Here is a 12,716-nt window from a genome sequence, read left to right on the forward strand (position 1 = left end):
CGATCCTGAGAGCAAAACAACAATGACTTCTTCACTGATGCTGCCGGGCAATGCGCCGTTCGTCGCCGCGATCGGGCTGATGATCGTGATCGGCGTGCTGGAGTGCGTGTCGATGCTGATGGGGCTCAGCCTGACCGAGCATGCAGGCAACCTGCTGGTCCTGCATTTCGGTCTCGATCACGCGGACGGCGGGCCCGATGCCGGCGTCGTCGGCCAGTTTCTCGGCTGGCTGCACGTGGGCCGGGTGCCGCTGCTGATCCTGCTGATCCTCTTCCTGCTCGGCTTTTCGGTGGTCGGGCTCGCGTTGCAGACGTCGATGCAGGCCGTCGCGGGCTTCACGATGCCCACCGGGCTGGCCGTCGTGCTGGCCGTGCTTGCGGCATTGCCGTTCGTGCGCCACACCGGCAAGTTCTTCGCGCGCTTTCTTCCGCAGACTGAAACCACGGCGGTATCCGAAGCCGACTTCATCGGCCGCACCGCACGGATCGTCACCGGCGAAGCGTCGTTCGGCAATCCGGCCGAAGCGCGGCTCGTCGACGAGCACGGCCAGCAGCACTACGTCCGCGTCGAACCGGACGAGGCCGGCCGGACCTTCACGAAAGGCACGACGGTCCTGCTTGTATCGCGTATTTCGGGTTCGCGTTACCACGCCATAGAAAATCCCCGGCCCGAGTTGCTCTGAATCCCGTTTCACCAGGCCACCGCCGTTGAGAGCGGCGTGGACTGGCGCACCTTGCTGTCACCATCCGTACACAGGAGTCGAACAAACATCATGATGAATGCACTCTCTTTCTGGGGCGCTGTCGCATTGGCAGTGATGGTGGGTATCTGCGTGATCGGCATGATCTTCGCGCGTCTTTACGTGCGAGCGTCGGCGGAGCGGGCCTTCGTCCGCACCGGGCTGGGCGGGCAGAAGGTGATCATGAGCGGCGGCGCGGTCGTGCTGCCGGTGTTTCACGAAGTGATCCCGATCAACATGAACACGCTGAAGCTCGAAGTGAGCCGCGCGACGCACGACAGCCTGATCACGAAGGACCGGATGCGCGTCGACGTGGTCGTTGCCTTCTTCGTGCGGGTCGCGCCGACCGAAGAGGGCGTGTCGACCGCCGCACAGACGCTCGGCCAGCGCACGCTGGCGCCCGAAAACCTGCGCGCGCTCGTCGACGACAAGTTCGTCGATGCGCTGCGCTCGACCGCCGCGCAAATGACGATGCAGGATCTGCAGGACGCACGCGAAAAATTCGTGCAGGGCGTGCAGAACACGGTCGCGGAGGACCTGACGAAGAACGGGCTGGAGTTGGAAAGCGTGTCGCTGACCAACTTCAACCAGACGTCGAAGCAATACTTCGACCCGAACAACGCGTTCGACGCCGAAGGCCTGACCAAGCTCACGCAGGAAACCGAGCGCCGCCGCAAGGAGCGCAACGAGGTCGAGCAGGACACCGAGGTGGCCGTGCGCGAGAAGAACCGCGACGCGCTGTCACGCAAGCTCGAGATCGATCAGCAGGAAGCGTTCATGAAGCTCGAGCAGGAGCAGCAGGTCAAGACGCGCACCGCCGAGCAGAACGCGCGGATCGCCGCGTACGAGGCCGAGCGTCACCAGGAGGCCGAACAGAGCCGGATCGGCGCCGAGCGGCAGATCCAGGAATCGGAGATCCAGCGCGAGCAGGCTGTGCGCACCCGCAAGGTGGAAGCGGAGCGCGAAGTGCGCGTGAAGGAGATCGAGCAGACGCGTGTCACGCAGATGGCCGCGATCGAGCAGGCCAAGGTGACTGAAATCGCGGAGCAGGAAAAGGCCATCGTGATCGCGGAGAAGTCCGAGGCACAGTCCCAGGCGCAGGCGCGCGCGAGCGAGTCGCTCGCGGATGCGGTGCGGGCCGAGCAGCAGGTCGAGACGACGCGCCGCACCGCGGAAGCCGATCGGGCGAAGCAGGTCGCGCTGATCGAGGCAGCGCAGGCGGCGGAAACGCAGGCCGTCCATATCACGACACAGGCACGTGCAGAGCGCGATGCGGCCCAGATGCAGGCGGCCGCGATGGTCGAGCTGGCCGAGGCTGCGCGCAAGAAGGGGCTCGCCGAAGCGGAAGCGCAGCGTGCGCTGAACGACGCGATCAATGCGCTGTCGTCGGACCAGACGAGCCTCAAGTTCAAGCTGGCGTTGCTGCAGGCACTGCCTGCCGTGATCCAGCAGACGGTCGAGCCGATGAAGGCAATCGACGGCATCAAGATTATCCAGGTCGACGGGCTCAACCGTGGCGGTAGCGCCGCGGACGGCGTCGCGCCTGCTGCGAACGGTAGCAACCTGGCCGAGCAAGCGATGTCGGCGGCGTTGTCCTATCGCGCACATGCGCCGTTGATCGATTCGCTGCTCGGTGAAATCGGGTTGTCCGGCGGTTCGCTGCAAGGGCTCGTGCCGGGTGTCGGGACGGAGGTGTCGGCACCGACACACGCACCGGCACAGGCACACACACCGGTACACGCATCGGCTTATGCACCGGCACCCGCACCGATCACCGTCCACCCGGTCGGCAGTGCATCGCCCAAAGCCGACGGCGCAGTGGCATGACGCGCGGGGTGTGAGGCACGCCGTCCGTGCCCCGTAGCACCGGGTTGGACGCGGATGGCGCAGCGCGATGAAGCCGCGTCACGCCTGCCTTGCGTTCCCGTCGGCATCGGACAGGCCCGATCGAGCGATCGGGCCTGTTTTGCCATCAACCGCCCGCTACCTCCCTCACCCCCGCCCGACACTCGGCCGCTTCGGATCGTACGTCCACCCCGGCACGAGATAGCGCATCGCGACCGCATCGTCGCGCGCTGTACCGCCAACCTGCCGATAGAACGCATGCGCGGCCTCGACCTGCGCCATGTCGAGCTCGATCCCGAGGCCCGGCCGCTCCGGCACGGCCACTTGGCCGCCGACGATCTTCAGCGGCTCGCGCGTGAGCCGCGCATCGCCTTCCTGCCAGATCCAGTGCGTGTCGATCGCGGTGATCTTGCCGGGCGCGGCCGCTGCCGCATGCGTGAACATCGCAAGCGACACGTCGAAATGGTTGTTCGAGTGCGAGCCCCACGTGAGCCCCCAGTCACGGCAAAGCTGCGCGAGCCGCACCGAGCCCTGCATCGTCCAGAAATGCGGGTCGGCGAGCGGGATGTCGACCGCCTGCAGCCGCACCGCATGATCCACCTGCCGCCAGTCGGTCGCGATCATGTTGGTCGCGGTCGGAATGCCCGTCGCGCGGCGGAATTCGGCCATCACCTCGCGGCCCGAATAGCCGCCTTCCGGCCCGCACGGATCTTCCGCATACGCGAGCAGGTGGCCTTGCCCGCGGCACAGCGCGACGGCTTCGTCGAGCGACCACGCGCCGTTCGGGTCGAGCGTCGCGCGGGCATCGGGGAAGCGCGCCTTGATCGCGGCGATCGCTTCCATCTCGTCGGCGCCGGCCATCACGCCGCCCTTCAGCTTGAAATCGGCGAAGCCGTAGCGCTCGACCGCGGCCTCGGCCTGCCGCGCGATCGCGGCCGGCGTGAGCGCTTCCTCGTTGCGCAGCCGGAACCAGGCGTCCGACGCGTGCGTCTCGTCGCGGTACGGCAGATCGGTGCGGCGCCGGTCGCCGAGGTAGAACAGATAAGCGAGCATCGGCACCGCGTCGCGCTGCTGGCCTTCACCAAGCAGCGCCGCGACCGGCACGTCGAGATGCTGGCCGAGCAGGTCGAGCAGCGCGGCCTCGATCGCGGTGATCACGTTGTCGAGCCGCAGGTTGATCTCGTGCGGCTGGCGCAGCACCGCGGCTTCGCCCGCCGACGTCACCTCGTGCCGGATCGTGCGGCCCGCACCCGGGCCCGCGCCGGACAGCGCCGCGCGCACCGCGTTGAGCGTCGCCTGATAGCGTCCGATCGACTGACCGACCACGAGATCCGTCATGCGTTCGAGCGCGTGGCGGATGCCTTCGCCGCCCGGCACTTCGCCGACGCCCGTGTGTCCACTGCTGTCGTCGAGGATCACGAGGTTGCGCGTGAAGTACGGCGCGTGCGCGCCGCACAGGTTGAGCAGCATGCTGTCGCGGCCGGCGACGGGAATCACCTGCATGCGCGTGACGTGCGGGGTGCCGGCACGGCGGGATTCGGACATCGGTTCGCTCCTGGTTCCGGTGGTGCACGGGCCGCCGGCCGCGCCGGCGCGGCCCGCGCGGTTCATTGAAGCTCGACGCGGCGGATCTCGCCGACGACGAACAGGTAGCAGATCACGGCGACGAGCGCGTGCGCGACGACATAGACCAGCGCGCCGTTGAACGAGCCGCTGCGGTCGACGATATAGCCGATCGCGATCGGCGTCGTGATGCTGGAGAGGTTGCCGCACGTGTTGAGCAGCGCGCCGCTCAAGCCCGCGATCTGGCGCGGCGCGGTGTCGGCGTTGACGGCCCAGCCGAGCGCGCCGAGCCCCTTGCCGAAGAACGACAGCGCCATGAACAGCACGACGAGCACGTGAGAATCGGTGTAGTTGCAGACGATCATCGACATCGACAGCAGCATGCCGAACACGATCGGCACCTTGCGCGCGACCGACAGAGAGCGACCCTGCCTGAGCAGCCCGTCGGACACGACGCCGCCGAGAATCCCGCCGAGGAAGCCGCACACGGCCGGGATCGACGCGACGAGCCCCGCGTTGAGGATCGACATCCCGCGCGCCTGCACGAGATAGACGGGAAACCACGTGATGAAGAAATAGGTGAGCGCGTTGATGCAGTACTGCGCGACATACACGCCGACCAGCATCCGGCTCTTCAGCAGCGCCTTCACGTGGCGCATCGACGGGCCGCCGTCGCGTTCGCCGGTCGCCTGGTCGATGTTGACGAGCGCGCCGCCTTCGGCGAGGTAGTCGAGTTCCGCGCGGTTGATGCTCGGGTGGTCCTTCGGGTCGTACATCGTGCGGTTCCACACCAGCACGAACGCGAAGCCGAGCACGCCCATCACCGCGAACACCGATTGCCAGCCGAACGCGTGCACGAGCCAGCCCATCAGCGGCGCGAACACGACGGTCGCCGCGTACTGCGCGGCGTTGAAGATCGCCGACGCGGTGCCGCGCTCGGGCGCAGGGAACCACGCGGACACGATCCGGCTGTTGGCCGGGAACGACGGCGCCTCGGCCGCGCCGACCAGGAAGCGCAGCCCGAACAGCAGCGCGAACGCGGCCGCGCCGCCGAAGAAGCCGATCCCGCCTTGCAGCAGCGTGAACAGCGACCAGAAGAAGATGCTGAACGCATAGACGATGCGCGATCCGTAACGGTCGAGCAGCCAGCCGCCCGGCAATTGCGCGATCACGTACGACCAGCCGAACGCGGAAAAGATGAAGCCCATCTGCACGTGGCTCAAGTGCAGCGCGCGGGCGAGGCTCGGGCCCGCGATCGCGATCGCCGCGCGATCCGCGTAGTTGATCGTCGTGACCGCGAACAGGACGGCCAGCACCAGCCAGCGCACGCGGGAGCGCCGGGCCGTTGCCGATGCGGACGCCGGCAGCGCTTGAAGCGGATTCATGACTTGTCTCCTCCGAAGGGCGGAAGGTGCCGTCGTGCGGCTGGCGCGTCGGTTGCGCGCATGTTGTGTATTGATGCCGCCGGCGGAGGCCGGGCACCGGACGCCCGGGGCGGGCAGGGCGTCCCGGCCATTCTGTCACGTCGATATTTGCGCTTTCATGCCAATTGCTGACTTGATCGATTCAGCAATTGAATCGATGGACCGAGGCGGTGCGGATGTCGTCAACATATTTTTACCCGGATAATATTGACATCCAATTAATACCCGGATAAAAATAGCGTCATTCCGATTCCAGCCTGCGGGCGACCACGATGACTACCATCCCATTGCTTCCTTCGTACACGGCCTTCGACGGCCACCGGCGGCTCGCGTCGGGCCCGCTCTCGACGGTCGCGCTCGCGGTCCGGCAGGCGGCCGGCGACGCGATGCCCGGCACGATCCTGATCTTCGACGACGCGACCGGCCGCTCGATCGACCTCGACCTGCGCGGCACGGCGGCCGACATCCGCGCACGCTATGCGGCGCCGTCGGGCGACGCATCCGGCAGTTCCGACGAGCCGGCAGGCGCCGGCGCGGGCGAGCAGCGCGGCCGCGGCCGGCCGAAGCTCGGCGTCGTGTCGCGCGAGGTCACGCTGCTGCCGCGTCACTGGGAATGGCTGGCCACGCAGCCCGGCGGCGCGTCGGTCGCGTTGCGCAAGCTCGTCGAGGACGCACGGCGCACCCACGCGGAAGCCGACCGGCGACGCGACGCGCAGGCGCGCGCGTATCACTTCATGTCGGCGATGGCGGGCGACCTGCCCGGTTTCGAGGAGGCCGTGCGCGCGCTGTATGCGAACGACCTGACACGCGTCGCCGAGCTGATCGCCGGCTGGCCGGACGACGTGCGCGACCATGCGCTTGCGCTGGCGCGCGGCGAGCTGCCGCCGTCCACCGAAGACTGCTGACCGGAGCAACGGACGCCATGACCGCATTCGATCTGAACCGCGGCGCGCTCGCGCCGGTTGCCGACGAGGTCGATCTCGTCGACCTGCGCGTGAGCGGCGCGATCCCGCACGAACTCGCCGGCACGTTGCTGCGCAACGGCCCGAATCCGCCGGGCGGCCGTTTCGAAGGGAGCGACGTGCTGTCGTGGTGGCCGGAAGCCGCGATGCTGCATGCGATCGCGTTCGAAGGCGGCCGCGCGACCGGCTACCGGAACCGCTGGGCGCGCACGCAGCGCTGGGCGGCCGTGCATGCGCCCGGTGAGGCGCGGCAACTGCCCGATACCAATCCGAACGTGAGCGTGCTGCAGCATGCCGGCGAGTTGCTCGCGCTGTCGGAGGGCGGCGCACCGTTCGCGATCACGGCCGCGCTCGATTCGCTCGGCGTGCCCGCACGGCACGCGGGCCTCGGCGGCGGGATGACCGCGCATCCGAAGGTCGATCCGGTGACCGGCGAGCTGATCGCGTTCCGCGCGGACTGGCGCGCGCCGTGGCTGCGCTACGGTGTGGCCGACGCGCAGGGCGTGCAGCGCGTCGATCTCGAGATCGACCTGAATGCGCCGTCGATGATGCACGACCTCGCGATCACCGAAACCCGCAGCCTGCTGCTCGACCTGAACGTCGGCTACGACTTCTCGCTGCTGAAGCAGGGCCACCGGATGCCGCTGCGCTGGCACGACGACCGGCCCGCGCGCATCGGCGTGCTCCCGCGCCACGGCGGCACGGTGCGGTGGTTCGACGTCGAGCCGTGCTTCATCCTGCACGTCGTGAACGCATATGACTGCGACGCGTCGTGCATCGTGCTCGATGCGGTGCGCTATCCGTCGTACCTGCGGCTCGACGCGGGCACGGGCCGCTTCGCCGACAACCCGGTCGGCGAGCTGTGGCGCTATGTGATCGATACGGCGAACGGGCTGATCGACGAAGGGCCGCTCGCCGACGGCGGCATCGAGATGCCGCGCATCAACGAAAGCCGGACGGGGCGCCGCTACCGCTACCTGTATGCGGTGGAGCAGCCGAACCCGGTGGAAATGCGCGGCGTGATGCGTTTCGATCACGCGAGCGGCACGACGACGCGCTACGCGGTGCCGCCCGGCGACCAGAACAGCGAGCCGGTGTTCGTGCCGCGCCCGGGCGGTGCGGACGAGGACGACGGCTGGCTGCTGGTGATGGTCTACCGCGCGGCGACCGATACGAGCGACGTCGTGATCCTCGATGCGCGCGCGATCGACGCGGGGCCGGTCGCCACCGTGCACCTGCCGCGCCGCGTGCCGGCCGGATTCCACGGCGCGTGGGTGCCGCGCGAACGTTGAACGTGAGCGGCGGCGCGCGTCACTGCGCGCGCAGCGCGTCGACGATCTTCAGCCGCGCGGCGCGCATCGCCGGCAGGAAGCCGCCGACGAGCCCCATCACCAGCGAGAACAGCAGCGTCTTCACGACGATCGCGGGCGTCAGCACGAAGCGGAACGACAGGTCCGCGAAGGTCTGGAAGTTGGTCGTCGAAAACGACGCGAACTGCATCAGCGACGCGCATGCGAGCCCCGCGACGCCGCCGACGAAGCCGAGCAGCAGCGCTTCCAGCAGGAACGCGGCGAGCACGTTCGTGCGCTTGAAGCCGAGCGCGCGCAGCGTGCCGATCTCGGCGACGCGGTTCGCGACCGACGCATACATCGTGATCATCGCGCCGATCATCGCGGCGATCGAGAAGATCGTCGACAGCGTGATGCCGAGGATGTTGATGAACGTCGACAGCGCCTTCGACTGGTCGCCGTAGAAGGTCTGTTCGCGTTTCGCCTCGTCGGTGAGCCGCGGGTCGACGTCGATGTCGGCCTTGAAGCGCGCGAAGCCGCCGGCGCTCGGGATGCGCAGCACCATCGACGAATAGCTGGTGCGCCGGAACGACTGCATCAGCTGGTCGACGTCGCCCCAGATCTCCGAATCGAAGCCGCTGCCGCCCGCGTCGAAGATGCCGACGATGGTCCAGTCGCGCTGCGCGAAATGCAGGCTGTCGCCGAGTTGCGTGCCGCTGAACCCTTTCGCGATCGCGCTGCCGACGATGATTTCCGACGAGCCGGGCGCGAACATGCGGCCGGCGACGAGCTTCACGTGCGGGCGCAGCGCGAGGCCGGACGGCGACACGCCGCGGATCACGACGTTCGACGGCTTGCCGGTCGACGTCTTCACCAGCGAGATCAGCACGACCGCTTCCTTCGACACGAGCGGCCGGCCGTCGGGGCCGAGCGCGACGGCCGGGTGCATTTCGAGCGCATTGGCCTGCTGGTGGTCGATCGAGCTCTGGATCTCGGTTTCGGCGCCCTTGCGGATCACCACCGCGTTGTCGGGTTCGCCGGTCGACACGAGCGTCTTCGTGAGCCCCGCGTCGAGCATTTGCACGGTCGCGAACACGAAGATCACGAGCGCCATCCCGCCGGCGGTCAGCGCGGTGGTGAGCCGCCGGGTCCACAGGTTGCGCGCGATGTAGTTGAGCGGGATCGCCATGCGCCAACCTAACCGATTGCCCTGAGGCCTTCGACCACGCGCACGCGCGCCGCCTGCCACGCCGGCACGATCGCCGCCGCGAAGCCGACCGCGACCGAGCACACGGCCTGCAGCACGACCGTTTCGGTCGACACCTTGAACACCGGGAAGATGCCGCCGGCCGCCTGCTTGAACAGGCTCGCGGCGGGCGGCGTCGCGAGGATCCCGAGCCCGCCGCCGGCCACCGCGATCACGACCGATTCGCCGAACACGATCAGCGCGAGGAAGCCGGGGCCGAAGCCGAGCGCCTTCAGCGTCGCGTATTCGGCCGTGCGCTCGCGCGCGCTCATCGCCATCGCGTTGGCCATCACGGCCATGATGATCAGGATCACCACGTACGACACGACGCGGATCGCCGCGATGATCTGGTTCGACATCGCGACGAAGCCGAGCTGGAACGCCTGCTCGGTCTCGGTCAGCGTCTCGGCGAGCGAGTTCTTGAACACTGCGTCGACGTTGCGCGCGATCGACGCGCCGTCGTCGGGGTTCGCGACGCCGAGCACGAATACGCCGACCTGGTCGGCCTGCTTCGGCGTGCGCTGGCGCACCGTCTCGTTCAGGTATTCCCAGTGAAACACCAGCTGCCGCGTGATCGTCGAGTCGTCACGGCCGTCCAGGATGCCGCGCACGACGAAATCCCACGTGCCCGGGTAGATCGTGCCCTTCAGCGGGATCACGTCGCCGATCCTGAAGCCGAATTGCGTCGCGAGCTGGCGGCCGACGAGGCAGCCGCGGCGGTCGCGATCGTAGTCGGCGCGCTGCTGCGCCGGGATGATGAATTCCGGGTACAGGTCGAGATAGTTGTCCGATACGGCGAAGCTCGCGAAGAAGTTCTTCGGGTCGCGATAGATGCCGCCGAACCAGTTCGACCGGACCACGGCCGTCACGCCTTCGACGCCGCGGATCCGGTTCTCGTAGTTGACGGGCAGCGGAAACACGAGCGAGATCGCGTTGCGCGTGACGAGCCGCCCGCTGGATGCGGCGGCCGCGCCTGCGTACCACGCGTCGACCACGGTGTGCAGCAGCCCGAACGCGAGCACGGCGATCGTGAGCCCGAGCACGGTCAGCAGCGTGCGCAGCCGGTGCCGCAGCGCATTGCGCGCGATCAGCTTCAGCACGTACATCGCGCGCGCTCCCGCAGCCGGTCAGCCGGCGTGCCCATCGATCAGCTCCCCTTTTTCCAGATGGACGAGCGAGCGTGCGGCGCCGGCCGCGTGCGCGTCGTGCGTCACCATGATGATCGTCTTGCCGAGCTCGGCGTTCATCCGCTGCAGCATCGCGAGCACGTCGGTGGCCGATGCGCGGTCGAGGTCGCCGGTCGGCTCGTCGGCGACGATCAGCACGGGATCGGTGATCAGCGCGCGCGCGATCGCGACGCGCTGCTGCTGGCCGCCCGACAGTTCCGACGGGTAATGGCTCGTCCGGTCGCCGAGGTTCACCATGTCGAGCACGAGTTCGACGCGCTCGCGCCGCTCGCGGCGCGACAGGTGCGTGAGCATCAGCGGCAGCTCGACGTTCTCGAACGCGGTGAGCACGGGCATCAGGTTGTAGAACTGGAAGATGAAGCCGACGTTCGCCGCGCGCCATTCGGCCAGTTGCGCCTCGGCGAGCCGGGAGATGTCGAGGCCGCCCACGCGCAGCTCGCCGCTGTCGGGCCGGTCGATGCCGGCCACCAGGTTCAGCAGCGTGCTCTTGCCGGAGCCCGACGGCCCCATCAGCGCGACGAAGTCACCTTCGCCGATGTCGAGCGTGATGTCGGTCAGCACCGGCACGATCTGGTTGCCGCGCCGGTACGACTTCGCGACGTGGCTGAGCTCGACGAGGGGTGGCCGGGCGTCGTTCACGCGCGCTACTTCTTCGCGACGGTCACTTTCGCGCCGTCCTTCAGCTTCGCGCCCGGCGCGAGCACGACCGTGTCGCCGGGTGTCACGCCGCGCACCGCGACGAGCTCGCCGATTCGCACGCCCTTCGTCACGGCCACCGCATGCACGACGTCGTCCTTCACGACGAACACCGCCGGCCGGCCATCGCGTTCGACCACGGCGCTCGCCTGCACGGCCGTCACCGGCTGCCGGTCCTGCGCGGTCGCCGGCTTCGACAGGAAGGCGATCTTCGCGCTCATGTCGGGCAACACGCGCTCGTCGCGGTCGACGAAGCGCACCTTCACGAGCACGGTGGCCTTCGAGCGGTCGACGGTCGGCACGATGCGCGACACGCGGCCGGCGAAGCGCATGTCGGGCAGCGCGTCGAGCTGGATCTCGCACGGCTGCTCGGCGCGGATCTTCGCGATGTTCGATTCGGCGACGTCGGCCTCGACCTCGAGCGTCTTCATGTCGGCGATCGTCACGACCGCGCCCTTGCTGTCCGACGCGGACGAGAACGGCGTGATGTTGTCGCCGACGTTCGCGTGCTTGGCGAGCACGATGCCGTCGAATGGCGCGCGGATCACCGTCTGGTCGACCGCCACCTGCGCGGCCTGCGCGTTCGCCTCGGCCGATACGATCGCGGCCTGGTCGCTGTTGAGCGTCGCGCGCGCCTTGTTCACGCGGGCCGTGTCGGTGTCGAGCTGCGCGGCCGGCACCGCGCCTTTCGGCGCGAGCGCGGCGGTGCGGCGCAGCGCGATCTCGGCGTCCTTCAGCTCGGCCTGTGCGACACCGAGGTTCGCACGGGACACCTGCACCTGCGCGCGTGCCTGCGCGAGCGACGCTTGCACGTCGTTGCTTTCGAGCCGCGCGATGATCTCGTCCTGCTTCACGCGCGTGCCTTCCAGCACGCCGAGCCACTCGACGCGCCCCTGGCCCTTCGACGCGACCGCGGCCTTGCGCTGCGGCACGACGTAGCCGGTCGCATTGAGCTGCGTGTCGTTCTGGTACGGGTAGGCGGACGTGACGGACGTGGTGTCGACGGTCGGCCGGCCGGTGAGCGCGAGGCCGGCGCCGATCGCGATGACGGCGAGCGCGGCGGCGACCGTATAGCGCACCCAGCGGCGCCGGCGCGGCGCCGGTGCGAGCGGACGCCGGTCGATTTTCAGTTTGTCCAGGTTGTGATCGGGCAATTTGAGCGCCTCGAGACGGCGGCGGTCTGACGACCGGCCGCGACCCGGTTTCCGGGGAAAGGGACGGATGGACGCCAGTATAAGCGTCGCCCCGACGGTTCGCGAGCCGGTTTGCAGCGCCGCCGCGGCCGCCGCCGGACGGTCGCCGACCCGGGATACGGGTGCGCCCCCGGGGAAACCCGAGGGGCGCAAGCAACGTGTCAACTTTCCGCAAACACGGTGCGTTATGGAACCAGTGCGTCAGGTTTTGTCGCGACGGCACGGCAAATGCCGGCCTCGCGGCCTGGGGCTCCGATGCGAATGCCTCGCATCTTTACTTACCGGTACGTTTGATTTTTTCTCCGCTAAAGGAAGAACAATGAAGAAGACGCTCGCTTCGATCATCGCCGCAGCATTCGCGCTCGCATCGGTTTCGGCATTCGCACAGGATGCGTCGGCACCGGCAGCCGACACGTCGGCCGCTGCACCGGCCAAGAAGGATCACAGCAAGCCGAAGCACCAGCTGAAGCACCACGGCTCGAAGAAAGGCCAGGCGAAGGCCGCAGCCGCATCGGCCGCCGGCACGAACGACGCAGGCGCGCAGAACTAAGAAGCGCGTTGCGCCGGGGCCG

Annotated in this window: 11 protein-coding genes; 5 read left to right on the top strand and 6 right to left on the bottom strand. The window is 68.4% G+C overall.

All coding sequences use genetic code 11. From position 1 onward, the window contains the following. Nucleotides 1–22: 22 nt before the first annotated feature. Complete coding sequence (locus tag LXE91_RS06080; protein WP_039346762.1) at nt 23–682, top strand: OB-fold-containig protein; 660 nt, start codon at nt 23–25, stop codon at nt 680–682. A gap of 90 nt (nt 683–772) precedes the next feature. After that, entirely contained in the window at nt 773–2,566 is a 1,794-nt protein-coding gene (locus tag LXE91_RS06085; protein WP_226251529.1) for a flotillin family protein, read from the top strand. 165 nt (nt 2,567–2,731) lie between these two features. On the opposite strand, the gene LXE91_RS06090 is transcribed toward LXE91_RS06085, so the two are convergent. Then, nucleotides 2,732–4,129, bottom strand: coding sequence for an enolase C-terminal domain-like protein (locus LXE91_RS06090; protein WP_039346852.1), 1,398 nt, complete (start codon nt 4,127–4,129; stop codon nt 2,732–2,734). A 62-nt stretch (nt 4,130–4,191) separates the two neighbouring features. After that, nucleotides 4,192–5,532 (bottom strand): MFS transporter, encoded by a 1,341-nt coding sequence (locus LXE91_RS06095; protein ID WP_039346759.1) that lies wholly within the window; start codon nt 5,530–5,532, stop codon nt 4,192–4,194. A 311-nt stretch (nt 5,533–5,843) separates the two neighbouring features. Between LXE91_RS06095 and LXE91_RS06100 the strand changes: the two genes are divergently transcribed. After that, nucleotides 5,844–6,476 carry a DUF2239 family protein gene (locus LXE91_RS06100; protein ID WP_039346758.1) on the top strand — a complete coding sequence of 211 codons (633 nt, stop codon included), beginning with the start codon at nt 5,844–5,846 and terminating at the stop codon, nt 6,474–6,476. Between the two features lie 17 nt (nt 6,477–6,493). Then, nucleotides 6,494–7,825, top strand: a complete 1,332-nt coding sequence (locus LXE91_RS06105) for a carotenoid oxygenase family protein (RefSeq protein WP_039346756.1) — start codon at nt 6,494–6,496, stop codon at nt 7,823–7,825. A 19-nt stretch (nt 7,826–7,844) separates the two neighbouring features. Here the strand turns inward: LXE91_RS06105 and LXE91_RS06110 are convergent, their stop codons facing one another. Genes LXE91_RS06110 through LXE91_RS06125 form a run of 4 tightly spaced genes read right to left on the bottom strand, consistent with a single transcriptional unit; the run spans nt 7,845 to nt 12,105 of the window. Then, entirely contained in the window at nt 7,845–9,011 is a 1,167-nt protein-coding gene (locus tag LXE91_RS06110) for an ABC transporter permease (RefSeq protein ID WP_039346754.1), read from the bottom strand. Nucleotides 9,012–9,019: 8 nt separating this feature from the next. Then, a complete protein-coding gene (locus LXE91_RS06115; RefSeq protein ID WP_039366822.1) occupies nt 9,020–10,174 on the bottom strand; it encodes an ABC transporter permease in 1,155 nt (384 codons plus the stop codon). A 21-nt stretch (nt 10,175–10,195) separates the two neighbouring features. Next, nucleotides 10,196–10,894, bottom strand: a complete 699-nt coding sequence (locus tag LXE91_RS06120) for an ABC transporter ATP-binding protein (RefSeq protein ID WP_039366825.1) — start codon at nt 10,892–10,894, stop codon at nt 10,196–10,198. Nucleotides 10,895–10,899: 5 nt separating this feature from the next. Beyond that, complete coding sequence (locus LXE91_RS06125) at nt 10,900–12,105, bottom strand: efflux RND transporter periplasmic adaptor subunit (protein WP_039366828.1); 1,206 nt, start codon at nt 12,103–12,105, stop codon at nt 10,900–10,902. A gap of 358 nt (nt 12,106–12,463) precedes the next feature. Between LXE91_RS06125 and LXE91_RS06130 the strand changes: the two genes are divergently transcribed. Continuing rightward, a complete protein-coding gene (locus LXE91_RS06130) occupies nt 12,464–12,694 on the top strand; it encodes a hypothetical protein (protein ID WP_039366831.1) in 231 nt (76 codons plus the stop codon). The last annotated feature ends 22 nt before the right edge of the window (nt 12,695–12,716 follow it).

Origin of the sequence: Burkholderia contaminans (assembly GCF_029633825.1) — a bacterium.
Lineage (GTDB): Bacteria > Pseudomonadota > Gammaproteobacteria > Burkholderiales > Burkholderiaceae > Burkholderia > Burkholderia contaminans.

What these genes read in the sequence shown, in the direction of transcription:
- LXE91_RS06080 (WP_039346762.1), top strand. Translation starts at nt 23, where the DNA reads ATGACTTCTTCACTGATGCTGCCGGGCAATGCGCCGTTCGTCGCCGCG.
- LXE91_RS06085 (WP_226251529.1), top strand. Translation starts at nt 773, where the DNA reads ATGATGAATGCACTCTCTTTCTGGGGCGCTGTCGCATTGGCAGTGATG.
- LXE91_RS06090 (WP_039346852.1), bottom strand. Translation starts at nt 4,129, where the DNA reads ATGTCCGAATCCCGCCGTGCCGGCACCCCGCACGTCACGCGCATGCAG.
- LXE91_RS06095 (WP_039346759.1), bottom strand. Translation starts at nt 5,532, where the DNA reads ATGAATCCGCTTCAAGCGCTGCCGGCGTCCGCATCGGCAACGGCCCGG.
- LXE91_RS06100 (WP_039346758.1), top strand. Translation starts at nt 5,844, where the DNA reads ATGACTACCATCCCATTGCTTCCTTCGTACACGGCCTTCGACGGCCAC.
- LXE91_RS06105 (WP_039346756.1), top strand. Translation starts at nt 6,494, where the DNA reads ATGACCGCATTCGATCTGAACCGCGGCGCGCTCGCGCCGGTTGCCGAC.
- LXE91_RS06110 (WP_039346754.1), bottom strand. Translation starts at nt 9,011, where the DNA reads ATGGCGATCCCGCTCAACTACATCGCGCGCAACCTGTGGACCCGGCGG.
- LXE91_RS06115 (WP_039366822.1), bottom strand. Translation starts at nt 10,174, where the DNA reads ATGTACGTGCTGAAGCTGATCGCGCGCAATGCGCTGCGGCACCGGCTG.
- LXE91_RS06130 (WP_039366831.1), top strand. Translation starts at nt 12,464, where the DNA reads ATGAAGAAGACGCTCGCTTCGATCATCGCCGCAGCATTCGCGCTCGCA.